Here is a 26,021-nt window from a genome sequence, read left to right as displayed (position 1 = left end):
ATATCCCATGCGCCCGTACACCCTGATCGCTTCCCTTGCGCTCCTCGTTTCATCCACCGCCATGGCGGCCACACCGGACTATGCGGTGGGTTCGCAATACGACACGACCCACGTGTACGTTGCGCCGAGCGACGTCGACGCGTTCGTGCGGAGTTTCACGGCCACCTTCGGCGGGCAGTCCACCAAGCAGGTGGTGGTGACGGTGACGCCGACACCGTCGAGCACCTCGTCGCAGCTCGTGCAAACCCCGGTCGGCACCGTGTCGGTGTTCGGCTTTCGCACGCCGGTTCCGTATTCGTTCGGCCTCGAGCGCACCGGCTACCTCGTGACCGATCTCGACGCGGCAGTGAAGGCGGCGAACGCCGCCGGGGCCGCCACGCTCGTCGCGCCCTTCGACGATCCGATCGGACGCGACGCCGTCGTCGCCTGGCCGGGTGGCGTGAACATGCAGTTGTACTGGCATACGAAAAAGCCCAATTACGCGGCGTTCGAACACGTGCCGGAAAACCGCATCTACCTGCCGGCCGAGTCCGCCGATGCCTTCGTGAAAGCCTTTGTGACCTTCTCGCACGGCAAGGTGGTGGACGACGACCGCCATGCGCCGGGGAGCGAGCTTGGTCGCAAGGGTGGTACGTATCGCCGCATCCGCATCGAATCCGGGTATGGCAAGGCCACGGTGCTTGTCACCGATGGACATCTTGACTGGCCCTACGGCACCGAGCTGACCGGTTACGAAGTCACCGATCTCGACGCCACGCTCAAGCGCGCGCAGGAGAGCGGCGCCAAGGTGGTCGTCGACGCGCATGCCGAGGGCAGCCGCCGTGCTGCCATGGTCCGGTTCCCGGGCGGTTACGTCGCCGAAATCCACAGCGGCAAATGAAGCGCGCCTGCCTGCCGCTTGTCGCGGCGGTTTTCCTCGCGACGGCGGCATCGGCACAGGACGTGCCAGACGAGAAGGCCACGACCAACGACGGGATGGTGAAAACGCCCGACCGCCCGGTCGTCCTGCCGAACCGCTGGCAGGAGGACTGGTCGGTGCTCGCCGACCCGGCGGTGCCGAGGAAACCGGGCGACGCGTTGAAGTACATGCCGCTGGGCCCCGGCGGCGACCACTACCTCACACTGGGCGTGCTCCTGCGTGAAAGGGTAGAGACGAACAATGCGCCGGCCTTCGGCATCGGACGGAACGACGACACGTACCTGCTGCAGCGCCTGCAGGTGCACGCGGGGCTGCGCTGGGGCACCCCCTGGCTCGCTTTTGTGCAACTCGAAGACGCCAGGCCCTTTGCGAAGTCGAGCTGGGGGCCGACCGATCGCAACCGTGCGGACGTGCGCCTTGCGTTCGTTGCCTGGCAGGGCGACGCGCTCGGTGGCACGGTGCGTGTGCGTGCCGGACGCCAGGACTTCGCGCTCGACCTGCAGCGCTTCGTGTCGTTGCGTGACGGCCCCAACGTGCGCCAGTCGTTCGATGCGCTCTGGGCCAACCTCGAGCGGGGGCCGTGGCGCATCATCGCCTTCCTGAGCCACCCCGTGCAGTACCGCGACGACCACGCCTTCGACGACACGTCGGGGTCGGACGATCGCTTCCACATGGTTCGTGTGGAGCGCCATGTCTTCGGCACGAACGAACTGTCGTACTACCACGCGTGGTACGACACCGACCGGGCAAGCTTCCTCGATGCCAGGGGCAACGAGCGTCGCCGTGTCGACGACGTGCGTTTTGCCGGCAAGCAAGGCCCGCTCGACTGGGATCTGGAAGCCATGCGGCAGCGCGGGCGGGTGGGGGACAGCACGATCCACGCGTGGGCGGTGGGCACCCGCGCGGGCTGGACCTTTACGGACACCGCATGGGCGCCCAGGCTCGGCTTGCAGTTCGACACCGCTTCGGGCGACAAGCGGGCGGGCGACGGGCGTCTCGGCACCTTCAATCCGCTCTTTCCCAATGGCTACTACTTCTCGCTCGCCGGTTACACCGGTTACACGAACCTCGTCCACGTGAAGCCGAGCATCACGTTGAAGCCGGCATCGACCGTGACCCTTCTCGCCGCAGTGGGCCTGCAGTGGCGGCGTACCACGGCTGACGCGATCTACGTGCAGCCCAACAATGCACTTGCCGGTACGGCGGGCACCGGCTCGAAGTGGACGGGAATGTACGGGCAGGTGCGCGTCGACTGGAAGTGGCGTCCCGGCATCACGTTCTCCATCGAAGGGAATCACTTCCGGGCGGGCCGCACCATCAGGGATGCCGGTGGGAATGACGGCAACTACGGCAGTGTGCAGGTGCTGTTTGGCTGGTGATGCGCGCCCCTGTATAACCTCCTGACATAAGCAAGACGGCCCGGGCACGTATGGCCTGAGGCCCGCATTCATTCGGTTTCGGGGGTTGATGTATGAAGGCTGTCCATCGGCGGCTGCGCGGCGTGAGGGCGTTGCTTGCCTGCGTCGTGCTGGGCCTGCTCGTCTGGGGCGATGCCTTCGCGGACGAAATAAAGGCGCCAGGATACGTGGTGACTGTCTGGGGTGCTTCGGAAGGTGCCCCCCAGGATGTCGGGAACATGGCGCAGACTGCCGACGGCATGATCTGGCTGGGAACCAACAATGGTCTGTTCCGTTTCGACGGACACCATTTCAGCGAATTCAACGTGGCTCCGGAGTCGCTCCATGTGTCCCGTCAGGTCAGGGACCTGACGCCGGACCCGAAGGGCGGCCTCTGGGTGCTGTATGGAGACGCCGTTGAGGTTCATCTGGCGGCCGACGGCCGAACGGTTACCATTCCTGCGGGATTGCCCACCAGCGGCATCGGCGGCGCCTTCGTCCATGCCGATGGCCGCACGTTCGTCACTGCGGACGACGGTCTCTATGTCCTGACGGAAGGACGCTGGGTTCGCTGCGACGCGTCGGCATGGGGCCTGCCGTCCGCGCCGATCGACACCGTGCGAAGCAGCGCCAGCGGCGACATGCTGGCGATCGCCGGCGAATCGATATACCGGTTGCCGCGCGGGGCGCAACGCTTTGTCGAGGTGGCGAAACTCGCTGAACCGAACAAGGGCGGACTGCTCGTGGCGGACCCCGAGGGGCACCTGTGGGTGACGTACCGCAAGTACATGGAGGTGCCCGGCATCCGCATGTCCACGCAACCGGCCGCGGTGAACGTCAATCACATCACGACGTTCGACACGCGGGGAACCTTCTGGACGGTGCAGCAGGGTTGCGACGGGCTTTGCTCGGCGAGCCGGGAGTCTGCCCTGGCGGACATACGCGAGGGGCGCCGTCCAACCCGGGCGTCCGTTATCCCTGCGGGCAACATCAGTGCGCTCTCGTTGATGCTCGATGCAACCGGCGATCTGTGGGTGGGCGCCCGGCAAGGTCTCGTCCGTTTCCGTCCGATGGTGACCGAACCCATCAGCCCCTTCGAGAAGGGCCTTGGCTGGTTCGGTGTCTTGCCAGCTACGGACGGAACGACGCTGGTGACCACCTACACCCGTGGCGGCTACAACAAGATCGGACTCGTCGACGGAAACCGCGTCGACATCCTCGCCAACGACACGGCGGTTTCCGCGCTGACCCGGCTACCCGACGGGACGGCCGTCCTCGCGGGCGACGACGCGCTCTATCGCGTATCGGGCAAGGCGTTTCAGATGCTTTCGCCGCGCCCCGACGAAGGACCCACCGCTACCACCGATCCTGCCCAGGTGGTGCTTCCTGCCGGCACCGATCGCTTCTGGGTGAGTCTTCGGGACAAGGGGCTATTTCTGGTCGATGCCAACGGTTGGCGTCATGTCGGAGCACCGGAAGGTTTTCCGGCCTTGTCGCCCACGAGCGGCACCATCGATGCAGGTGGCGTGACCTGGTTCGGTTTTTCCGACGGATCCCTGGCGGCGCTCGCGCCGGGATCCATATCCTCGCCAGCGATCACCCAGGTGCCATCGATAGGAGCGATCACGGCCATCAGTCCCGGCGAGCCATTCCTGGTCGGCGGCGAAGTCGGGTTTGGCGTCGTGCATCACGGCACCTTCAGGCCAGTCGAACTGCGCCGCCACGGTCTGCTCCGAGGCGTGACCGGCATTGTCCGCACCGCCGGAGGCGACGTCTGGCTCAACACCGCCAAGGGCCTGATAGGTCTTACCACCCGGGACATCGAAAGGGCGCAGGACGGCGCAGGGGACGGGCTTCCTTTTCGCATCGTCACCACCGCCGACGGCATGCCGGGTGGCGCCCAGCAAGTACGTCCCTTGCCGACGCTTCACCAGGCTGCCGATGGCAAGCTCTGGATCGCCGGCGTGTCGGGTCTCGTTACCTTCCGTCCGGAGGACCTCGGTCGCGATATCGCCGCGACGCCTTCATTGATGGCCATGCGCGACGGCAACGGCACGTCCCTGCTGTCCGGTGGCGAGCTGAGACCCGGCCAGCGTTCGCTGGACGCCGACATCGTGGGCGTGTCGCTCACCGACTCGGGCTTCGTGGATTTGCGCTACCGGTTGCTCGGCGTCGACACGGCCTGGCGGTATGCCGCGGACGAAGCGAAGGTGAGCTACTCGGACCTGCCGCCCGGGCAGCTTCGATTGGAGATCCAGGCGAGGGGCCCGAGCGGCGACTGGTCGCCCAGCCTTTTCTCCGCGACGGTGACCTCCCGGCCCGCTTTCTTCGAAACCGCCTGGTTTGCGGTGCTGATGGCGCTCCTCGTGGTTGCCGCCGCTGTCGTAGGGCATCGCTACCGGATGGCCGTCGTGCGGCGCCGCGACGAGGAGACCACCCAGGCAAAGCTCCGGGAGCGCGACCGCATCGCCCGCGAACTCCATGACTCCATGCTGCAAGGCATGGCAGGCGTCATGCTGCGGGTGGTCGCATGGGAGCGCGACCGGCGCGCGCCGGACGAGCTGCGTTCCGCCTTCAAGGACGTCGCTGGGCAGCTGTCGGGATTGATACTGGAGGCAAGGGCGCGAGTGATTTCGTTGCGAAGCGTCGCGTCCTACCGCATGCCGTTGTCCGATGCGCTGCGGATGATTGGCGACGACCATGGCTCTGCAAATGGGGCCACCTTCGACGTGGTCGTCGAGGGCGAGGAAACGTCCCTCGGCGACATGACGCATCTCGCCGCCCTGGACATCTTGCGGGAAGCTATCCACAACGCCTTCAAGCACGCCAAGGCCAGCCATATCGTGCTGACCCTCCGATACGGCCAGGCGACGCTCGTCGCGGAGGTGAAAGACAACGGACAGGGCATCCCCGAACTCGTAGCGGCCGAGGGCCGCCGCGCAGGACACTGGGGCATGGTGACCATGCGCGAGCGGGCCCAGGAAATCGGTGGCACGCTGTCGATTGCGACGGGGTCTGGTGGAACCACCGTTACCTTGGTTGTGCCTCTGTCACGGGCGCGCCACGGGTCGCGCTACGCAAGGTAGCCGCAATGCATCGCATATATCATGCGAAGATGCAGATGTGAGGTGCATTCGTGCGAGTTTTGATAGTCGAGGACGAGGAAGAATTCGCCGATGCGCTGCGCATGGCGCTGGAGCGGGAGCGCTTCATAGTCGATCGGGCGGATCGCATCTCGGTGGCGCAGGAAGCCGCCATGTCGGGCTCCCATGATCTGGTCCTGCTCGATCGTACCCTTCCGGATGGCGACGGCCTTTCGCTTTTACCGATACTTCGTGACATACGGCCGGGTCTTCCGGTCATTGTATTGAGCGCCCGCGGCGACGTGGTCGACCGAGTTGCCGGCCTCGATGGAGGAGCCGACGACTATCTCGCCAAGCCGTTCGATATCGACGAACTGTTTGCTCGTATCCGTGCCATACGGCGGCGCCCCATGGAATTGGGCAGTGAGGAAATCCAAGTCGGCGAGCTTGTGTTCGACGTTACGAATGACGAGGCCTCCGTCGAAGGCGTCAGAATCGATCTCACTCGCAGGGAGCTGCGCGTTCTGGCAGCGCTCGTGAATCGTCGCGGTAGAACGATCCTGAGAGAGACCCTCGAGCAAGCGGTTTTCGGGTTCGACGACGAGGTGCAGTCGAACACGCTGGACTCCCACATTTCGCGTCTTCGCCGCAAGCTTGCCGATGCGGGGGCGAAGGTCGAGATCCACGCGATCAAGGGAGTCGGCTATCTGTTGAAGGATCTGTCATGAAGCGGGGGGCGCCTTCGCTGAAACGTCCCCTGATCCTCAAGCCGCTGATCTTCCAACTCGCGACGTTACTTGTCGCATGCACATTCTTCATGGCGATGGCGCTTCGCATGGACAGTGGCGGCCTCTATACCGACGAGGCCATCACGCCAGTGATCGCGCGGGCGATCGTTCGTGCTCCGGACGGGAGTCTCTCGGTTCGCGAAACACCGGAACTGGCCAGGCTTCGCATGAAGTCTCCCGACCTCTGGTTCGTGGCGGAGGACGATTCCGGTCGCCATGTGGCGTCGGGTGGCGTGCCACCTCAATATGCTTCGCTTCTAGGGCGGCTAAGCCATCTGTCCTACGCGCATCTGCGCGATCGATCTCCGCCTTACCGCCTGTCGGCGGTTATCCGGCGAGAGGTTGCTCCGGCCGGAACCTTGACGATCCTGGGGCACGGCGAGCTCACCGGTGTCAGCCTCGTCGTTCTTATTGCATCCAATGTCATTGTCATTCCCATCTTCATCGCCTTGGCGCTGATCTCGATGCTTGTGACGCCGTGGATCGTTCGGAAAGCACTTGCCGGTGTCTCCGCCATCGCACAGGAGGCGGAGCAAATCGACGCAAACCGGCGTGGGCGACGGTTGAGCGAGGAACACGTACCCATCGAGATCGCGCCGCTGGTACGCGCCGTGAACGATGCCCTGCGAAGGCTTGACGAGGGCTACGAACGACAGAGGCGCTTCATTGCCTCCGCCGCGCACGAACTGCGCACGCCCATCGCCATCCTGCGGTTGAAAGTGGACACCGCGGCCGAGCCGGCCACGCGCAAATTGAGTGGCGACGTGGCGCGATTGAGTAATCTCGCCGAGCAGATGCTCGATATTCAGCGCCTGGATAACGAAAGAAACCTCGAAAGCGTCGATCTTGGGGCACTCGCACGGCGTGTTGCGGCGGACCTGGCCCCGCTGCTGATTGCATCGAAACGCACGATCGAGGTTCGGATCGAAGGCATGTCGTCGCTACGCGGCGATGTGGGCGCTCTCGAACGCGTGATGACAAACCTCGTCCAGAATGCCATCGAACACGGTGGGCATCATGTCATTTTGCGCGTGACGGCATCGGGCTTCGAAGTGGAGGACGATGGTCCGGGCATACCCGCCGAAGAGCGCGAGCGCGTGTTCGAGCCGTTCCATCGCCTGCGCCCGCGTTCGACGGGGAGCGGCCTCGGGCTCAATCTCGTGCAACAGATCGTCGAAAGGCACGACGGACGAGTGTCGATCGTCGGCGCGCCCGCCGGCGGAACGATCGTGCGTGTCGAGTTCACTTCCCGCTAATGTCCGGCAAAGCCATCCCATGTTCGCGCAATCCCGGTCTGCTCTCCTGTCCCCGGCGTAGAAAATGGAGACTCAGGAAATGACACGACAAAACCCTGTCCGTCGGTATCGGACCGCCTTTGTGATGCTTGCCGTCATTTTCGGCACTGCCATCGCGAGCCATGCATCGGCGACCGATTGGGGGCGCGAAGCCCAGCGGGAAGACAGCAAGACGTGCGAGCGCTTCGGTGCGACTCACGGCCGGGAGTACACGCGGTGCATGCTCGAACAGCAGCGCCGGCGAGACGACGCGGTGCTCAACGCGTCCGAGCAGCAACGGAACAACGCGGAAGCTGCACGGAACAACGTGGAGACGGTACGGAGGATGCGCTGCAACCGCGAAGCGGAAAAGGCGCGTAAACGGGGCGAGCGGCCACAATGGTGTCCGTGATCCGGATGCCGCGGCCCATGAGGGCCGCGGCATCCGCCCGCATCAGAACTTCTGGTCGTAGCTGACGTAGAAGAAGCGATCCACGTCGAACGCCGAGTTGTAAGGCGGTACGCCCGCGGTGGCCGAGTCGTAGTAGAGCGGACCCTTGCGCTTGAACACGTTGTTGATGCCCACGGTGAAGGTACCCTGCCACGGTGCGCTGTAGCGGAACTGCGCGTCGTTGAAGGTGACCGATCCCTTCCTGGCCACACCCAGCGTGCCGGTGTCGTTGTTGACCTCGTTCGGGTTGGAGCACTCGAAGCTGTCGACGCAGATGTCCTTCAGGCCGGAGAAGTAACGCATCGTCCAGCTCGCACCGAACGATTTGTATTCCCAGTTCAGCGCCAGGTTGGAGCGCACACGGAACTCGCCGGCGGACGCATTGGTGGCCACGGCCTGGTTGACCTGGTAACCGACCAGATGACGCACCGCGGCGCCGGGGCCTGCCGTCTCGTCGTACTGCTTCAGGTAGGTGCTGTCGGACGCGATGGAGAAGGTACCGATCGGGGTTTCCGGCAGGCGGTAATGGACGCCGAAGTCGTAGCCCTGGGTCTGGATCGTGCCGACGTTGGCCGGCGTTTCCAGCAGGCTGGTGATGGTGCCGGTGGCGTCACGCGTCACGTTGTTGCAGAACGAGGAAATGTTCTGGATGTAGCAGAAGTTCAGCACGCCGTTCGCGGTCAGGTTGGTGATCGCGTTGCTGACCTGGACCTTGTAATAGTCCAGCGTGAAGTCCAGGCCCTGCACGTAGTGCGGGCTGTACACGAGGCCCGCCGTGCGGGTGATCGACTTCTCCGGCTTGACCTGGGTGCTGCCGCCCTGGAGGAACGGCACCTGGCCCGAATCGCCGTTGGCGCTGGTGATCGGCTGGCCGTTCTGGTTCACCTGACGGAAGTTGGCCGGCACGCCCAGGGCGGCACAGGTGGACTTCGCCTGGGCCGAACCGTACACCGCGTCGCACGGATCGATGTAGTTGTCGAAGGTCTGCGCCGTGCCCTGGAAAAGATCCTGGATGCTGGGTGCGCGGAAGCCCTGCGCATAGGTGCCGCGGATGAGCAGGTCGTCGATCGGGCGGTAGCGGAAGCTGTACTTGTTGTTGGTGGTGCTGCCGAAGTTGCTGTAGTGCGAGTAGCGGCTGGCGGCATTCAACCCGAGTTCCTTCGCGCCGGGCAGGTCACGCAGCAGCGGCACGTCGAGTTCGAGGTAGGCCTCGTTCACGATGTAGCTGCCGTTCGTCGGCTGGCTGGCGGGATTGGTCGTCAGGCCGAGGACATCGGCGGCGTCCGGCGTGAAGCTGCCTTCTTCCTTGCGATGCTCGACGCCGCCCGCGATGCTCACCGTGCCGCCCGGCAGGTCGAACAGGCCACCGCCCACGTTGGCGCTGAAGTCGTTGGTCTTCTGCGTGGCACGGTCGGTGGCGAGGTAGCCGAGGTACTGCCACAGGGCCGGGCTCATGGCGGCCGGGCCGCCGGCGATGTTCCACGGCAGGCAGCCGGCCGCGCGGTCGGCGGCGTTGGCGCACACGACCTGGCCGTCGACCAGCGCGGTAGGACCGAGGGCCTTCTGCGCGTTCGGCAGGTACACATTGCCGTTGTAGACCTGCTTCACCTTCGACTGCGAATAGGTGTAGGTCGCGTCCCAGTTCCAGTCGTGATTGATGAACGTGAAGTAGCCTTCGGCACCCACGTCGATGTGGGCCATGCGGTCCTTGTTGAACGAGTTGCGCGGCTCTTCGGTGATGCGACGGGCAAAGTCGACGTCCTGCCCCGGGAAGGGGTTATAGGCGTTCTGGCCCGACAGCTGCAGACCGGTGGACGACGTGCTGAACGGGTAGCCGGCGACCACCGTCGACGAATCGCGCACGCTGTAGCTGGCCGTGCCGTGCAGGGTGATGTTATCGGTCAGGTTGTAGCGGTCGGTGAGGAACAGGTTGCGCAGCTTGGTGCCGGCGCGGAAGGTGGAGTCGGCCTGCGTGTTGTAGCCGTTGGCGTCGCGCTGGTCGTAGTCAGCCAGGTTGGCGGCGTTGCCACCCGGGCGCAGCACGTAACTGGTGCCGTCCGGCGCGAAGATGTTGCCTTCGTTGGTGAGGCCGAGGCGGTCGTTCGGGTGGCGCGGGCCCTGCGGGTAACGCGTCAGCGAACGGGTGTTGCTCATAAGCGGATCGGTTTCCTGCTGAGTGGCGGCCAGGATGATCGAGTTGTTCTTGGTGCTGTGGCCCCAGGTGAACTCGTAGTTCTTCTGGTCGCCGTCGTGCTTGCCGTTGGTGCCGTAGTACACGTTGGCTTCGGCGCCGTCGAACTTCTGCTTGGTGACGATGTTGACGACCCCGCCGATGGCGTCGGAGCCGTAGATCGACGAGGCGCCGTCCTTCAGGACGTCGATGCGCTCGATGATCGAGACCGGAATCGTCGAGATATCGGTGAGGCCCGAAAGGTTGGTACTCCAGCGTCGGCCGTTCACCAGCACCAGGGTGCGCTTGGAACCGAGGTTGCGAATGTTCACGTAGCTGCCGCCGACGCCGTCGCCGTTGGCGAGCGGATTCTGGTTGCTGATGTCGGGTGTGCCGGTGGAGGGCAAGCGTGCGAGCACGTCGTTGACGTTGGTCAGGCCGGTGGCCTGGATGGCCTTCTGGTCCATCGTGTAGATCGGCTGCGATGTTTCGACGTCGACCGAGCGGATGCGCGAACCGGTGACCATGACAGTCTCGAGATTTTGTGACTTGGCGGCGTCGGGCGGCGCATCCTGCGCGTGGGCGGCGACCGAGAGCAGGCAAGCGCTCAACGCAACGACAAGGGCAGTGCGCTTGTGGGCGCCCCGGAAGTAACTCGTATTCATGCTGGACCTCCACGCTTCGCCTCACGGCGAAACGCAACTTCGGGACGGACGGCGCCTGGGGAAGGCAACCGGCCAGTGGGGGATGGTGGGGAGGGCAGGGAGACCCAGCCGTCTATTCCCCTGAGGACACGACGGCGTAACGCGAACATAACGCCACTGTCACGGCAGCGAAAAGGGGGTTACGAAAAAAATGAGACAAGTCGCAATGAGTTACGCCGCAATGCTCACGACGGCATGAAATTGCGAACTCGCGATTTATTCCATCACGCCTGCTGATGCGTCCTATTTAAAAAAAAGGATTTCTGCCCGGGCGCCATACCGTGAAGAATAGCCGCTCGATTGATTGGGTGAAATAAAAGCACTCAATAGATTGAGCATGTCTATCGACACAGTAGGAAATTACGATGGCGAACAGCAGTCAGAAGTTCATCGCGCGTAATCGCGCGCCCCGCGTCCAGATCGAGTACGACGTTGAGCTGTACGGCGCTCAGAAGAAGGTCTCCATCCCGTTCACCATGGGTGTGATGGCCGACCTTTCCGGCACGAATCGCGACGAGCTTCCGGGTGTCGACGAGCGCAAGGCCGTGGAGTTCGACGTAGAAAATTTCGACGCCCGCATGGCCGCCATCGCGCCGGCCATTTCCTTCCAGATCCCCAACACCCTCACGGGCGAAGGCCAGCTCGCGGTCGACCTGTCGTTCCGCCAGATGGACGACTTTTCTCCGGCTGCGGTCGCGCGCGGCATCGAACCGCTGGCCAGGTTGCTTGAGGCGCGCATGCAGCTTGCGAACCTGAGCACCTATCTCGACGGGAAGGCCGGTGCCGAGAAGCTGATCGCCGAGGCGATCAAGGATCCGGTGCTGCTCGCTTCCATCGTGGCTGCGCCGCACCCCTCCGCTCCGGACGCAAAGGACGACTGACCGATGGCCACTTCTTTGACCGATGCCGTGCAGACAACCACGGAAACCCGCGAGGCCGGCGAATTCGCGGCGCTGCTGACCAAGGAGTTCCGTCCCCGTAGCGACCGCGCGCGCGCGGAAGTGGAATCCGCCGTGCGTACGCTCGCGGGCCAGGTGCTCGAACGCGCCGAGATCGTTTCCGACGACCTCAGCCAGACGATCAGCGCCTACATCGCGGAGATCGACCGCAAGCTATCCGAGCAGATCAACCTGGTGATGCACCATCCCGCGTTCCAGCAGGTCGAAGGCGCGTGGCGTGGTTTGCACCACCTGGTAAGCAACACCGAGACGGATGCGCAGCTGAAGATTCGCGTCATGAATCTCTCGAAGAGCGAGTTGGGCCGCACCCTCAAGCGCTACAAGGGCGCCGCGTGGGACCAAAGTCCGATCTTCAAGAAGATCTACGAAGAAGAGTACGGCCAGCTCGGCGGCGAGCCCTACGGCTGTCTCATCGGCGACTACTACTTCGACCATAGCCCGCAGGACGTGGAACTGCTGCGCGGCATGGCACAGATCGCTGCGGCGTCGCACGCACCGTTTGTGGCGGCTGCCGCGCCGGGGCTGCTCGGCATGGACGACTGGAACGAACTGGCCAATCCGAGGGACCTGGCGAAGATCTACTCGACGCCGGAATACGCCGCATGGCGGTCGCTGCGCGCGACCGAGGATGCGAAGTACGTCGCACTGGCCATGCCGCGCACGCTGGCGCGCCTGCCGTACGGCGCCAAGACCGACCCGGTGGAAGAGTTCGACTTCGAGGAAGACACCTCAGGTGCGGATTCGGCCAAGTACACCTGGCAGAGTGCCGCTTACGCGCTCGGCGTGAACATCAACCGCTCGTTCAAGCAGTACGGCTGGTGCACGCGCATCCGCGGCGTCGAATCGGGCGGTGCGGTCGAGAACCTGCCCGTGCACGCCTTCCCGACCGACGACGGCGGCGTGGACATGAAGTGCCCGACGGAGATCGCGATCACGGACCGCCGTTCGGCCGAACTCGACAAGATGGGCCTGATGCCGCTGGTTCACCGCAAGAACTCGGACATCGCGGCATTCATCGGCGCCCAGTCGCTCGCCAGCCCGGAAGAGTACGACGACCCCGACGCCACCGCGAATGCCGCGCTCAGCGCACGGTTGCCGTACATGTTCGCGTGCTCGCGCTTTGCGCATTACCTCAAGTGCATCGTGCGCGACAAGGTGGGTTCATTCTCCTCGCGCGAGCAGATGGAGAGCTGGCTGAGCAATTGGATTCTCAACTACGTCGACGGCGATCCGCAGAACTCGAGCGAGGAAAGCAAGGCGCGCAAGCCCCTTGCCGCTGCGCAGGTCGTGGTCGAGGAGGTGGAAGGCAACCCGGGGTATTACACCTCGAAGTTCTACCTCAAGCCGCACTACCAGCTCGAAGGCCTGACCGTTTCGCTGCGTCTGGTCGCGCGCCTGCCTTCGGGCAAGGCTGCCTGATTCGCCCCCATTCCCCCATTCTGAAGGAATCGTTCCATGGCATTCGACATGCATCTGAAGTTCGGCCCCGGTCAGGTCAAGATCGAGGGCGCCTCCAACCACGCCAAACACAAGAATGAAGTGCCCATCATTGCGTGGTCGTGGGGCGCCAGCAATACCGGCAACCTGCACACGGGCGCCGGATACGCCTCCGGCGGCAAGGCCAACGTGCACGACATCAACATCACCAAGTTTGTCGATTCGTGCTCCAACGCGTTGATCAACGCCTGTTGCACGGGTGCGCGCATGGAAACGGCAACGCTCTACGTCACGAATGCAACCGGCGAGCAGACGGATTTCCTTACCATCGAACTCAGCGAGGGCGTCATGATCACCTCGGTGTCGACGGGTGGATCCGGCAGCGACGAGCGCCTGACGGAAAACATCACGCTGCACTTCGGCAAGTTCAAGTACGCCTTCCAGCCGCAGGACGACAAGGGCAAGGCGTCGGGTGGCGTGAAGGACTTCACGTACAACATGCAGGAAGTCAAGGGCACCTGAGGCCTTCCGCGTGGCCGGCCTCAGTACCCAGGAACGCCTGCAGCCGAGCCTGCTGGACCGCCTGCGCGACGACGCACCGCACGTCGCGCAGGAGTCGCGCGACGAGCGTGTCATCACGGCAAGCCGGCTTCGCGAGTACATCACGCGCGACCTCGGATGGCTGTTCAACACCATCCGTCCCGCGTGGCTGGCGGGAGGCGTGCCGCGCCATGTCGAGGACGCCGTTGTCGCCTACGGCATTCCGGATATCGCCGGGGTAGTAGTGCACGGCCTCGATATCGATGCGTTCCGCCAGGGTCTGCGGGCGGCCATCGTCCGCTTCGAGCCGCGACTGGACGCCGATTCGCTGCGGGTCGAGGTGGATGTCGATACGTCGCGCATGGACAGCCTGACGATGTCGTTCCGCATCGAGTCGACCATGTGGGCGCAGCCCATTCCGATCAATCTCTACCTTAAAACCGAGGTGGACCTGCAGACGGCACGTTTCAGCGTCGTCGAGAGCCTCGGCTGACGAGACATGGACCCGAAACTCCTCCATTACTACAGCCAGGAACTCCAGCACGTCCGGCACATGGGGGCGGAGTTCGCCAACGCCTATCCGAAGATCGCCGGCCGTCTGGGGATGGAGGGTATGGAGTGCGCCGATCCCTACGTCGAACGCCTGTTGGAGGGCTTCGCTTTCATGGCCGCGCGCGTGCACATGAAGCTCGACGCGCAGCATCCAGTGTTCACGCAGCATCTGTTGCAGATGCTGTACCCGCAGTTCCTCAAGCCGACACCGGCCATGGCCGTGGTCGAGATGACGCTCGACGACGCCGAAGCGCTTCCACCGACCGGGCACGTTGTCCCTCGCGGGAGCGCGCTGCGCGCACAACCCGGCTTCGGCGAGCGCACCGCCTGCGAGTTCCGCACGGCGCACGACGTCACGCTGCGCCCCTTGACCATGGACGAGGGTCGCTATTTCGCGAGCCCTGCCGCCATGTCGGCAGCCGGATTGCCTGTGCCTGCTTCCCTGCGTCCTCGCGCCGCGTTGCGCCTGCGCGTGGGGCTTACCGGCGGCGCCCGACTGGATGGCTGCCGGATCGACCAGCTTGAGGTCTTCGTCCACGGTGCCGACAGCCTGCCGGGGCAGGTTCTCGAGCAGGTGCTGGGCAACCGGCTCGGCCTGAGCGTGGTGGTCGACGGACGGGCGACGCACCTGGCGCCCTCTGCCATTCAGGAGGCCGGTTTCGGCGAAGGCGAAGCCTTGTTGCCCGTGTCCGAGCGATCCTTCAGCGGGTACCGTCTGCTCCAGGAATATTTCGCCTGCCCGCAACGGTTCTCCTTCGTGACCTTTGCCGGGCTCGCGCACGCACTGGGCGGGTCGGCCGCGCGAGGCTTCGACCTCGTCGTATGGCTCGACCGTGCGGTGCCTGCGCTCGAGGTTTCGGTCAATGCGTCGTTGTTCCGGTTCCACTGCACGCCGGCCATCAACCTGTTCAGGCGTCGCGCCGATCGCCTGCATTTGCGCGACGGCCAGGTCGAGCACCATATCGTTGCCGACCGCACGCGTCCGATGGACTTCGAGGTTCACGACGTCTTCGGCGTGCAGGGATTCGGTGATGGACAGGATCCGGAGCAAACCTTCGTGCCGTTCTATGGCGGCAACGCACGGACCTGGCACAACCCGTCGGCTGCATTCTTTACACTGCGCCGCGAGCCGCGGGTGCTGTCGTACCGTCAGCGGCGCGAAGGTGCGCGATCGAGCTACGTGGGCGGCGAGGTTTTCCTCTCGCTCGTGGATGGTCGGCAGGCGCCTTATGCGAGTTCCCTGCGCCAGCTCGGGCTCGAGCTGTGGGCGAGCAACCGTGACCTGCCGTTGCACATGCCCACCGGCAAGGGCGCGACGGACTTCCACCTCGACACCGACGCCCCGGTCCGTAGTATCCGTTGCCTTGCCGGCCCGACCCGTCCCCGCGAAGCCATGGGCAATACGCAGGGTGCGTGGCAGCTGGTGAGTCACCTACAGCTCAACTACCTCTCCCTGCTCGATCAGGGCGAGGGCGCTACCGCACTGCGCGAGATGCTGTCTCTCTACAGCGACACGTTCGACGCGACGGCACGCAGGCAGATCGAAGGCGTGCGTTCCGTGCGCTCCACACCCATCGTCCGGCGCATGCCGATCCCCGGGCCCGCCACGTTCGGCCGCGGGCTGGAGATCTCGTTGACCTGCGAGGACCGGGCCTTCGAGGGCGTGGGGGCCTATGTGTTTGCCAGCGTCATGCGGCATTTCTTTGCACGGTACGTATCGGTGAATTCGTTCGCTGAAACCGTGCTCCATTCCCAGGAACGAAACGAGGTGGCCCGGTGGACGGCACAGTCCGGCACGCGCCCGATCCTGTAGCGTGGTTCGAGGCGCTGCAACGCGATGCCGGCGTGTCGGACTGGTACGACGCGCTGCGCCGGAGCGAGTGCGCGTTTCCTGCCAGTCCGCGCATCGGCGCCGCGGCCCGGCCGGCCGAAGAGCCGGTGCGCCTCTCGCATGCACCCTCGCTGGACTTCGCTCCGTCGACCGTTCGTGCCGTGCGTCGGCATGGCGCGACGTACAGGGTCTCGAGCCTGCATATGGGGCTGTGGGGGCCGCACGGTGCGTTGCCGCTGCATCTGACCGAATACGCGCTCGACCGCGAGCACCACGCGGAGGACAGGACACTCACGGCATTCGCGGACATTTTCCATCACCGCATGCTGTCGATGTTCTACCGCGCATGGGCGGAATCGCAGCCGGCCATCCAGATGGATCGTCCGGACGACGACGCATTCGCCACTTACATGGGTGCCTTCGCCGGCATCGCCGGCAGTTCGCTGCAGCATGGCGACGCGCTGCCGGATGCTTTCCGCCGCTTCATGGCCGGTCGCCTCGTGCAGACCCGCAGTGCCGAGGGCCTTTCGGCGATGGTGGGCGCCTGGCTCGACCTGCCCGTGGACGTCATCGAGTTCGTGCCCGGCTGGTTGCCGTTGCCTTCCGAGAGTCGCCTGCGGCTGGGGGAGGGCGCCGGTTCGCTCGGGCACGGCACGGTACTCGGCGCGGCAGTCAGGAGCGCACAGCATGGCATCCGTCTCCGCATCGGCCCCCTGACCTACGCCGCGTTTCGCAGCCTCCTCCCCGGGGGCGATGCACTGCCGGCGCTTTGCGCACTGCTGCGCACGTTCACCGGCGACGAACTGGAGTGGGACGTGCAGCTCGTGCTCCGCGCCGACGACGTGCCACGCGCGCACCTTGGCTCGGGAAGCCGCCTAGGCCAGTCCACGTGGATGGGCCACTACGACGGCCCCGATGCCGACGACGCGGTGTTCTGCCCCCCGGCCGACCTCTCCCTTCGAAAAAGGAAAACATCGTGAGTGATATCAGCCGCACGGCCTTGTTCGGCAAGCTCAACAGCCTCGCGTACATGGCCATCGAGGGCGCCACGGTCGCTTGCCGCCTGCGCGGCAACCGCGAGGTGGAGCTGGTGCACTGGCTCCAGCAGATCCTCGCGCTGGCCGATTCGGACTTCCACCGGCTCATACGGCATGCCTCGCTTGACCCTTCGCGCCTGGCGCGGGACGTGACCGACGCGATCGAACGCCTGCCCGGAGGTGCCACGTCGGTAAGCGACCTGTCGGCCGACATCGAAGAGGCGGTCGAGCGCGCCTGGGTCTACGCGACGCTCACCTTCGGCGAGTCGCAGGTGCGCACGGCTTACCTGCTGGCTGCGATCCTCCGCACGCGTCGTCTCCGCCATGTGCTCACCTCCATTTCGAAAGAGTTCGAGCGTTTCAATGCGGAGCGCCTTATCGAGGAGCTGCCCGGCATCATCGCCGGCTCGCCCGAAGACCAGCAGAAGCCGACAGATGGCTTCCGCGCGAACGGCGGCGATGCCGGCGCGCCATTGGCGGGTGTGCCAGGCGAGCGCCAGGCGTTGCAGCGCTATACGGTGGACCTGACGGCGCAGGCGCGTGACGGGGCGATCGATCCCGTGGTCGGTCGCGACGAGGAAATCCGCCAGGTGGTCGATGTGCTGATGCGCCGGCGACAGAACAACCCGATGCTCGTGGGCGAGGCGGGCGTGGGAAAGACGGCCGTCGTGGAGGGCCTGGCGTTGCGCATCGTGGAAGGCGACGTGCCGCCGGCCTTGCGCGATGTCGAACTGCGCGTACTGGACATCGGCCTGCTGCAGGCCGGTGCCAGCATGAAGGGCGAGTTCGAGGATCGCCTCCGCCACGTCATCGACGAGGTACTGGCTTCGGCTGTCCCCGTCGTCCTCTTCATCGACGAGGCGCATACGCTGGTGGGTGCCGGTGGCGCCGCGGGGACGGGAGACGCCGCCAACCTGCTGAAGCCTGCCCTGGCCCGCGGCGGCCTGCGCACCATCGGTGCCACGACGTGGGCCGAATACAAGAAGCATATCGAGAAGGACCCGGCACTCACGCGCCGCTTCCAGAGCGTGCAGGTCGGCGAGCCCGACGAGGCGCGGGGCATCCTCATGCTGCGCAGCATCGCCGGCGTCATGGAATCGCACCACGGCGTGCAGGTGCTGGACGAAGCCGTGGAGGCTTCGGTGCAGCTCTCGCATCGCTACATCCCTGCACGGCAACTGCCCGACAAGGCGGTGAGCCTCCTCGATACGGCCTGTGCCCGTGTGGCCGTGAGCCTGCACGCCGTTCCCGCGAAAGTGGCCGAGGTACGTCGCCGCATCGAGCACCTCGCGCTCGAAATGTCCGTCATCGAGCGGGAGACGGCGGTAGGGCTGGATACGACGGAACGTCGCGCATCGCGCGAAGCGGCCCTGGACGACGCGCGGAACGAGCTGGCCCGCGTCGAGCGCGCTTGGGGCGAGGAATCGAGCCTCGTTACCCGCATCCTGAGCTTGCGTGCGACGTTGCGCAACGCGCATGCGGGCGTTCTCGTCCCGGTTGGCGACGAGGACACCCCCGAAGCGGTCGACGTCGGTGCCATCCGCGTGGAACTGGCCGCATTGCAGGAACGGCTGTCGGAACTGCAGGGCGAGCACCCGCTGATCCACCCATGGGTCGATGCACAGGCGGTGGCGTCCGTGGTGGCCGACTGGACCGGCATCCCCGTGGGCCGCATGGTTCGCAGCGAAACGGAAACCGTGATGAACCTCGCCGCGCTCATGGGGCAGCGGGTCATCGGTCAGGACCACGCCATGGAAGCGATCGCCCGACGTATCCAGACCTCGCGTGCCGGGTTGGACAACCCGGACAAGCCGATCGGCGTCTTCATGCTTGCCGGCACCTCGGGCGTGGGCAAGACAGAGACGGCGCTCGCATTGGCCGAAGCGCTTTACGGCGGCGACCAGAACGTCATCACCATCAACATGAGCGAGTTCCAGGAGGCACACACGGTATCGACCCTGAAGGGCGCGCCGCCAGGCTATGTCGGCTACGGCGAAGGCGGTGTGCTCACCGAGGCGGTACGTCACAAGCCGTATTCCGTCGTGTTGCTCGACGAGGTGGAGAAAGCCCACCCGGACGTGCACGAGATCTTCTTCCAGGTCTTCGACAAGGGTGTGATGGAAGATGGCGAGGGCAGGGCGATCGACTTCCGCAACACGCTCATTCTGCTGACCACGAATGCAGGGACGCGGGAAATCGAAACGCTTTGCGCCAACGGCACGCGCCCCGACGTCGACACCCTGGCGACGGCCTTGCGCCGTCCCCTTCTGGACGTATTTCCGCCCGCACTGCTTGGCCGTCTTGTCGTCGTGCCGTACTACCCGCTGGATGCCGACATGCTCTCCCGCATCGTTCGCCTGCAGCTGAACCGCGTCGCCCGCCGGGTGGAGTCGCGCTACCGCGTGCCGTTCGTCTATGGCGACGATGTGGTCGACCGCGTGGTGTCGAGGTGCACGGAGTCCGAATCCGGTGGCCGCATGATCGACGCCATCCTCACCCAGACGATGCTGCCCGACATCAGTCGCGAGTTCCTTCGCCGCACGCTCTCGGGCGAAACGATCGAGCGCGTGGAGGTAAACGTGGCCGATGGCGGCTTCGGCTATCGCTTCGATGCCGCTACCGATGGAGTAAGCGCATGAGATTCCTTGAGCACCTCGTGCACCGGACACGCGGCGTGGTCGTGACGCCGGGCGAACCGGCCTCCCTCGTGCTGGACCTGGAGCTTTTCCACGATTGGATCCGTACCTCGAAGGCGGAGCTGGGCGATGCCGCATGGGAGGCGGTCCATGAACTGCTAATGGCGTTGCAGAAACAGGCTGGTGGCGCGGTGGAGCGCCTGGTCGTGGGCCCATGGGACGAGAGGGCAAATTTCCCCAATGCCGAGGCGTTGCTGGCACGGGCAGCCGATCCCGTCCAGGCCTCGTCATGGCGGAAGGGCCGGCAGCTCTTTGTCAGCGGCTTTGACGACAAGGTGGTTCGCACACGCTTCATCGCGCTTTCCGCAGTGGCGTCGGCGCTGGCGCCGGATCGGAGAAATCCGTTTCCGTTCATCGTTCTGCACAGCATCGCCCCGACCCACACCACGGGTTACGGCTTCACGCTCAAGTTCCAGACCGATCATATGTCGCAGAACAAGGACAGCGAACGCCGCGCGGCGAAGGTCGCCGAGCGTCGGCTCCATCCTACCGAGCAGGGCCGCGCACCTATCCCGAGAAGCACGACCATCGACCAGGGCGACGAACAGCGCTTCTTCGAGGAAGTGCGCTCGCGCAAACAGGAGTTCACCGATACCTATCGCGGGCTCTCGGATTGGTATGTGCGATATCTGGCCGGAAAGCCTAAATACCGGACGACGCGGCGCGGTATGCCCGTACAGCCGCTCATCGATGGCGTGACCTTCGTGACCCGGCAGGACTACACGCTGCACGAATACCAGCGCGTCGGCACCTCGAAGCACGGTGCCGAGCGCGCGGATCGCGTCCAGTTCAGTCTGGCCCCGACGGAGGACGGCACCGACTGGGCGGTGCACCATCTCAGCGGCTCCGGCATGGACGTGGCAGCCGGTGGCACGAGGCTCGCAGACATGGGCCTGACGGAGGCCGGCATCGATGGCCTCACCTATTGCCAGCGTGCCTTTCCCGAGTGAGGTGTGATGTGAGTCATGCCATCACATTGCAGACGCAGGAAGGCACCGCGTTGCTCTTTGCGAACATGACGGCCAGGGAGTCCCTGGGCGCTCTGTTCGACTATCGCATCGAAACCCTGAGCAGGAACGTGCAGGTCGACCTTCGCGGCTTGCTCGGTACACCGGCCACCGTCACGGTCACGACACCGCAAGGTTTCGTGCGTTACTTCAACGGCATGGTGGCGGAGGCGGAGCAGGGCGCGTTCGTCAACATCGACAACGTTCGTTACGCGACGTATGTGCTGCGCGTGGTTCCGCGTGCCTGGCTGCTGACCCAGGCAACCGACTGCCGCATCTTCAAGAACGTCTCCGTGCCCGACATCGTCCGGCAGATGCTCTCCGAATTCGGCTTTACCGACGTGAGCGTTCGGCTCTCGGCCCACTATCCGCCGCGCGAGTACTGCGTGCAGTACCGGGAAAGCAGTTTTGCCTTCATCAGCCGACTGATGGAACAGGAAGGCATCTACTACTACTTCACGCACGCCGACGGCGTGCACACCATGGTGCTTGCCGATGCGCTCGGCGCGCACGCGGCAGTGCCTGGTTTCGAGTCGCTTCCTTATGTGCCGCCCCTGGAACGCGGTTCGCGCATGACGGCCTCCATCGCGGAATGGACGATGGCGCGCGGCATCCGGCCCACGCGGGTAAAGCTGGACGATTACGACTACCTGCGCCCGCGGGCATCCTTGTTGAACAACGAACCGTCAAGTGACAGCGTCGAGGGTTACACGGGAGCCAGTCTCGAAGGATTCGACTTCCCCTATGGCGGACCCGGTTTTTCCCAGCGAGTGGAAGACGGCCAGCGCTATGCGCAGGTGCGCATCGACGCGCAGAACGTCGCCAAGGCGGTGTCCTCGGGCACCACCGACGCCGTCGGCATGGCGACGGGCAGCCTGTTCCGCCTGGCGGACTTTCCGCTGTCCGGCGCAAACGACGAATACCTCGTCACGGCGACGCACATCCGCCTCGTGGAACCCGATTACCAGGCCGGCGGCAATGAAGCCGACGAGGGCGAGCCACCGTTTGTCTGTTCGTTCCACGTGATTCGCGGGCGGCAGCCCTACCGTTCGCCCCAGGTCACCCCGCGCCCGGTAATCCACGGGCTGCAGACCGCGCTTGTGCATGGCCCTGCGGACGAGGACATCGCCGTCGACAAGTACGGCCGGGTGCAGTTGCAGTTCTTCTGGAACACGCCGTCGCGTCCCCACGCCGACCAGTCGTGCCCTGTCCGTGTGGCCTCGCAGTGGGCAGGCAAACGCTGGGGTGCGATCCAGATTCCCCGTGTCGGCCAGGAGGTGGTGGTCAGCTTCCTCGAGGGCGACCCGGATCGCCCGCTCATCATCGGCAGCGTCTACAACCAGGAGCATATGCCGCCTTACCCGCTGCCCGACGAGCGGACGAAGAGCGGCGTGGTAAGCCGCAGCCTCACGGGCGGCCCCGGCGATGCCAACGAGCTGCGCTTCGAGGACAAGAAAGGCGAGGAAGAACTCTACCTGCACGCGCAGCGCGACCTCCGCGTGGAGGCCGAGCGCGACCACTCGCTGACGATCGACCGTGACGAGTCGGGCGCGATCAAGCGCGACCGCACGCACACCATCGGCCGCGACGACACGCTGCACGTGGGGCGCAGATTGCGTATCGAAGCGGGTGAGGAAATCGAGTTCGTCACCGGCCTTGCGCGCATCACCATGAACAGCACAGGTCAGATCCAGGTCACGGGTTCGATGCTGCGGAGCACGGCCACCGGCACCATCAATCTCGCCGCCGGTGCGGCCACGTCGATCACGGCGGGCGCTTCGGTTTCCATGACGGCGGGTGCCGCCGTGTCGCTCACGGCCGGTGCGGCGGTCGCTGTGAACGCCGCTGGCGCGGTGGCCGTGACGGCAGGCGCGGCCCTGACCCTGACCGCAACACTCGGGCCGGCGGTGCTCACCGGCAAACCCCCGTTGCTTGCATGACGCGCCCAAGCCTTCCCGACGTGGCCCTGGCCATGGGCGTCCTGCCTTCGTCCCTTACCGCGCTGCGCCCCGGCGCGACCGCGGTCGAGGCCATTCGTGTCCTGCTCGACGAGGATCAGCCCGGCACCGGGCTGCGCCTTCTCGCCGGTTGGCTGCCCCGGGCCTATGTGGTGCCGTGGGCGTGCCAATGCGTGCGTGACGGCCAGCTGTCCGCCCTCGATACCGAAGGCCTCACCCTGGCCGAGGCGTGGTTGCGCCATCGGCGCGACGCGGACCGCGCGTCGGCGCTCGCTTTCGCTACGCGGCATGCGTTCGTCGGCATCGGTCCGATGCTCGCCGCCAGTGCGGGATGGAGCGCCGGCGATCTCACCGACGCCGCCGGAAAGCCCATGGGACCCGTGCCGCCGCCGCTGATGCCACGAATGGCGGTGGGCGCGGTGCTGCTGGCTGCCACGTCGTCTCCCGCCTTCGCATCCTGCTGCCGCGCATTTGCCGAGGCGGGCCTCACTCTCTTGCCCACGGAGGAATCCTGATGGATGCCGACACCCGACCCACGCTGCGCCTGACCGTCGCCGACGATCGCTCCGATGCGCACGCATCCGAGCGCAGCCGCCAGATACAGGGCGGCGACCTCTCTATCGGCCGTGGCGAGCGATGCGACTGGGTGCTCGCCGCCAGGGGCGTGTCCCGCCTGCATGCGCAAGTGCGTTTCCTCAACGGGCAGTATTTCCTCGAGGACCGCAGCACCAACGGCATGCTGCGGAACGGCGTTGCGCTGCACACCGGCGAGCCCGTGCTGCTTGTCGACGGCGACCGCCTGCGCATCGATACGATCGACATCGACGTGGCGATCGAGACACCGGGCATGGATACCACCGCCACGGCACACCGCGAAGATGCGACCGCCGATGGCGGGCCGGCCGGCAGGGACGCACCCGCGACATTGCCGTTCGTCGGGGACCTGCGCTCCGGCCTGGCAGACGTGGCATCGCCGTCGACTGTGCCGGCGTCGCCGGCCTCGCTCGATCCGATGGCATGGTTGTCGACGGGTGGCGGTGGCGCTGTCGTGCCCAACGACGAGGCCTTGCCGCCGTTCTCGCACGGGCATGCCGTCAACGCGCAGTTCCAGGCGCCCGGGGTGTTCGTCGACGCCGCAAGGAAGGCACCCGTTCTGCCGGAGAACTGGGACCTCACACGCAGCCAGTTCGCCATGCCGGCACCCCCCGCGGCAGCGGTCGAGCCGATGGTTGCCACCACGCCCGCGCCCGCGATCCCGGACATGTCTTCCACGCCGGCCGCGCCAGTCGCTGCACCGCCGCCGGTCGTTCAGGCTGGTCGTGAAGACGGGCACGCGTCGGTGCGGGCACAGCCGCCCGGCATGGAACCGTTGTTCCTTGCTTTGCTGGAAGGCGTCATGGACGTGCTACGCGCGCGGGCGGAACTGAAAAACGGTTTCCGCATGCCCGCGACGCTCATCCGGCGCACGGAGAACAATCCGCTCAAGTTTGCACCGACGGCCAGCGAAGCCATGGCACGCATCCTCGCTCCCGGTAGCGATGCGTTCCTTTCGGGCAGCGCGGCCATCGCCGACGCGATGGAAGACATCCGCGTGCACCAGGTCGCCCTCCTGGCCGGCGTGCGGGAGGCCTTCGAGGATCTCGTGCGCCAGTTCGACCCAAGCCGGTTCGAGGAAGCGTCCGATGCGAAACGGCGGCCGCGCTTCGGGTTCCAAGGCGGGAACGGCTCGTGGGATCGGTACCGCGAGCATTTCGAGCGCATGGCGAAGGATCCCGAGGAGCGATTCCGTCGCCTGTTCGGAGACGAGTTCGCGCGTGCCTACGAGGATCAACTCGCGCGGGGCCGGCGAGCCGACACGGCAGGGGAGCGGCGTTCGTGAGTACATCCAACAAGGTCGTCTGGAGCGAAGGACTCTTCCTGCGTCCCCAGCACATGCAGCAGCAGGACCGCTACATGGAGCGCTACGTCGAACTCCGTGCCGCGACGTTGCGCGCCCATGCGTGGGGATTCGAGGAGCTCGAACTCGATCGCGAACTGCTCGACATCGGCAAGCTCGGCATCCGCCGCGCCCGGGGTGTGTTCCCCGACGGCACGCCGTTCTCCATGCCCGACCGCGACGACTGCCCGCCGCCGCTGGAAATCCAGCCGGACTGGCGCGAGCAGATCGTATACCTGACGCTGCCGCTGCGTTCGCCCACGCAACCCGAGAGTGCGTGGCCGGACGTTGCGGCACCCGGCCAGCTTGCGCGGCTGCGCGTGCGCGACGTGGAAGTGACCGACGCGTCGGGAAGCACGCCAGGCAGTGTCGTGCTCGAGGTGGGCGGGCTCGCGACCCGGCTCGTCGCCGGGGTGCAGCCGCGCGAGGGCCTGGTGGAGTTGCCGCTGGCACACGTCACGGAGTGCCGGGCGGACCGGCGGGTGGTTCTCGACGAGGCATTCATTCCGTCCGCCGTGGCCTGCGGCGCCGCGCGGCGCCTTGCCCTGTTCATCACCGAGCTGCTTGGCATGCTGCATCAACGCGGCGAGGCACTGGCCCATCGGGTCGGGGGCATGGATCGCACGAGCACCGCGGAAATCTCGGATTTCCTGATGCTGCAGCTGGTCAACCGTTACCAGCCCTTGCTTGCGCACCACGCGGACGCCCCGTCGTTGCATCCGGAGGATCTCTATCGCCTCCTGCTCGCCATGGCCGGGGAACTGGCCACCTTTACCTTGCCGGGCAAACGCGCCGAGACGTTTCCTGCGTACCGGCACGAACGGCTGCGCGAGTCGTTCGAGCCGGTGATCGCCTCGCTCAGGACAAGCCTCAGTGCCGTGCTGGAACAGACGGCAGTATCCATTCCGCTGCAACAGCGGAAGTACGGGGTGTGGGTGGGAACGTTGCCGGACAAGACGCTGCTGGACAGCGCGGCGTTCGTCCTTGCGGCAAAAGCGAACATTGCCTCCGACGACATGCGCCGGCGCCTGCCCACGCAGTCGAAGATCGGGCCCGTCGAGAAGATCCGCGACCTCGTGAACCTGCAGCTCCCCGGCGTCGCGGTGACCACCATGGGGTCGGCTCCACGCCAGATCCCCTACCACGCCGGTTACCAGTACTTCGAACTCGACACCCGTTCGCCCATGTGGAAGACGCTGCGCACATCCGGCGGCGTGGCCTTGCATTTCGGCAGCGGCTTTGACGGCCTGGCGCTTGAACTCTGGGCCGTGAGGAACTGATC

Annotated in this window: 19 protein-coding genes; 18 read left to right on the top strand and 1 reads right to left on the bottom strand. The window is 65.5% G+C overall.

What is annotated here, in order from left to right; translation table 11 throughout:
* Window positions 1–7 precede the first annotated feature (7 nt).
* The 6 genes from FHS47_RS07255 (at window position 8) to FHS47_RS07230 (ending at window position 7,873) form a co-directional block, all read left to right on the top strand.
* Window positions 8–880: a glyoxalase gene (locus FHS47_RS07255; protein WP_167025015.1), complete on the top strand. Its 873-nt coding sequence runs from the start codon at window positions 8–10 to the stop codon at window positions 878–880.
* The gene (locus tag FHS47_RS07250; RefSeq protein ID WP_208381835.1) at window positions 877–2,298 is read left to right on the top strand and encodes an alginate export family protein; all 1,422 of its coding nucleotides are present in this window, start codon (window positions 877–879) and stop codon (window positions 2,296–2,298) included. Before FHS47_RS07255 ends, FHS47_RS07250 begins: the two co-directional genes overlap by 4 nt.
* A gap of 92 nt (window positions 2,299–2,390) precedes the next feature.
* Window positions 2,391–5,402 (top strand): sensor histidine kinase, encoded by a 3,012-nt coding sequence (locus FHS47_RS07245; protein ID WP_167025012.1) that lies wholly within the window; start codon window positions 2,391–2,393, stop codon window positions 5,400–5,402.
* A gap of 50 nt (window positions 5,403–5,452) precedes the next feature.
* Window positions 5,453–6,127, top strand: coding sequence for a response regulator transcription factor (locus FHS47_RS07240; RefSeq protein ID WP_167025009.1), 675 nt, complete (start codon window positions 5,453–5,455; stop codon window positions 6,125–6,127).
* Between the two features lie 89 nt (window positions 6,128–6,216).
* Window positions 6,217–7,443, top strand: coding sequence for a HAMP domain-containing sensor histidine kinase (locus tag FHS47_RS07235; protein WP_208381833.1), 1,227 nt, complete (start codon window positions 6,217–6,219; stop codon window positions 7,441–7,443).
* Between the two features lie 124 nt (window positions 7,444–7,567).
* Entirely contained in the window at window positions 7,568–7,873 is a 306-nt protein-coding gene (locus tag FHS47_RS07230) for a hypothetical protein (protein WP_167025003.1), read from the top strand.
* A gap of 42 nt (window positions 7,874–7,915) precedes the next feature.
* Here the strand turns inward: FHS47_RS07230 and FHS47_RS07225 are convergent, their stop codons facing one another.
* Window positions 7,916–10,747, bottom strand: a complete 2,832-nt coding sequence (locus tag FHS47_RS07225) for a TonB-dependent receptor (protein WP_167025000.1) — start codon at window positions 10,745–10,747, stop codon at window positions 7,916–7,918.
* Between the two features lie 404 nt (window positions 10,748–11,151).
* Here FHS47_RS07225 and tssB point away from each other — a divergent pair, with 404 nt between their 5' ends.
* Genes tssB through tssK form a run of 12 tightly spaced genes read left to right on the top strand, consistent with a single transcriptional unit; the run spans window position 11,152 to window position 26,019 of the window.
* Complete coding sequence (gene tssB / locus FHS47_RS07220; protein ID WP_167024997.1) at window positions 11,152–11,667, top strand: type VI secretion system contractile sheath small subunit; 516 nt, start codon at window positions 11,152–11,154, stop codon at window positions 11,665–11,667.
* A 3-nt stretch (window positions 11,668–11,670) separates the two neighbouring features.
* Window positions 11,671–13,164, top strand: a complete 1,494-nt coding sequence (tssC, locus tag FHS47_RS07215) for a type VI secretion system contractile sheath large subunit (protein WP_167024994.1) — start codon at window positions 11,671–11,673, stop codon at window positions 13,162–13,164.
* A 36-nt stretch (window positions 13,165–13,200) separates the two neighbouring features.
* Window positions 13,201–13,704, top strand: coding sequence for a type VI secretion system tube protein Hcp (locus tag FHS47_RS07210; RefSeq protein ID WP_167024991.1), 504 nt, complete (start codon window positions 13,201–13,203; stop codon window positions 13,702–13,704).
* Window positions 13,705–13,714: 10 nt separating this feature from the next.
* Complete coding sequence (gene tssE / locus FHS47_RS07205; RefSeq protein ID WP_167024988.1) at window positions 13,715–14,215, top strand: type VI secretion system baseplate subunit TssE; 501 nt, start codon at window positions 13,715–13,717, stop codon at window positions 14,213–14,215.
* 6 nt (window positions 14,216–14,221) lie between these two features.
* Entirely contained in the window at window positions 14,222–16,087 is a 1,866-nt protein-coding gene (gene tssF, locus FHS47_RS07200) for a type VI secretion system baseplate subunit TssF (RefSeq protein WP_167024985.1), read from the top strand.
* Window positions 16,051–17,085, top strand: coding sequence for a type VI secretion system baseplate subunit TssG (gene tssG, locus FHS47_RS07195; RefSeq protein ID WP_167024982.1), 1,035 nt, complete (start codon window positions 16,051–16,053; stop codon window positions 17,083–17,085). The genes tssF and tssG overlap by 37 nt, the downstream gene beginning before the upstream one ends.
* Window positions 17,082–19,781, top strand: a complete 2,700-nt coding sequence (gene tssH, locus FHS47_RS07190) for a type VI secretion system ATPase TssH (protein WP_167024979.1) — start codon at window positions 17,082–17,084, stop codon at window positions 19,779–19,781. The genes tssG and tssH overlap by 4 nt, the downstream gene beginning before the upstream one ends.
* Entirely contained in the window at window positions 19,778–20,788 is a 1,011-nt protein-coding gene (locus FHS47_RS07185; RefSeq protein ID WP_167024976.1) for a hypothetical protein, read from the top strand. The genes tssH and FHS47_RS07185 overlap by 4 nt, the downstream gene beginning before the upstream one ends.
* Window positions 20,789–20,796: 8 nt before the next feature.
* Complete coding sequence (gene tssI / locus FHS47_RS07180; protein WP_167024973.1) at window positions 20,797–22,785, top strand: type VI secretion system tip protein TssI/VgrG; 1,989 nt, start codon at window positions 20,797–20,799, stop codon at window positions 22,783–22,785.
* Window positions 22,782–23,318, top strand: coding sequence for a hypothetical protein (locus tag FHS47_RS07175; RefSeq protein ID WP_167024970.1), 537 nt, complete (start codon window positions 22,782–22,784; stop codon window positions 23,316–23,318). Before tssI ends, FHS47_RS07175 begins: the two co-directional genes overlap by 4 nt.
* Window positions 23,318–24,682 (top strand): type VI secretion system-associated FHA domain protein TagH, encoded by a 1,365-nt coding sequence (gene tagH, locus FHS47_RS07170; RefSeq protein WP_167024967.1) that lies wholly within the window; start codon window positions 23,318–23,320, stop codon window positions 24,680–24,682. Before FHS47_RS07175 ends, tagH begins: the two co-directional genes overlap by 1 nt.
* Complete coding sequence (tssK, locus tag FHS47_RS07165; protein WP_167024964.1) at window positions 24,679–26,019, top strand: type VI secretion system baseplate subunit TssK; 1,341 nt, start codon at window positions 24,679–24,681, stop codon at window positions 26,017–26,019. The genes tagH and tssK overlap by 4 nt, the downstream gene beginning before the upstream one ends.
* Window positions 26,020–26,021: the final 2 nt, after the last annotated feature.

Origin of the sequence: Luteibacter sp. SG786 (assembly GCF_011759605.1) — a bacterium.
In the GTDB taxonomy this organism is placed as follows: domain Bacteria; phylum Pseudomonadota; class Gammaproteobacteria; order Xanthomonadales; family Rhodanobacteraceae; genus Luteibacter.
Note: the sequence above shows the minus strand (reverse complement) of the source record. Positions and strands in the feature narration are given on the sequence as shown.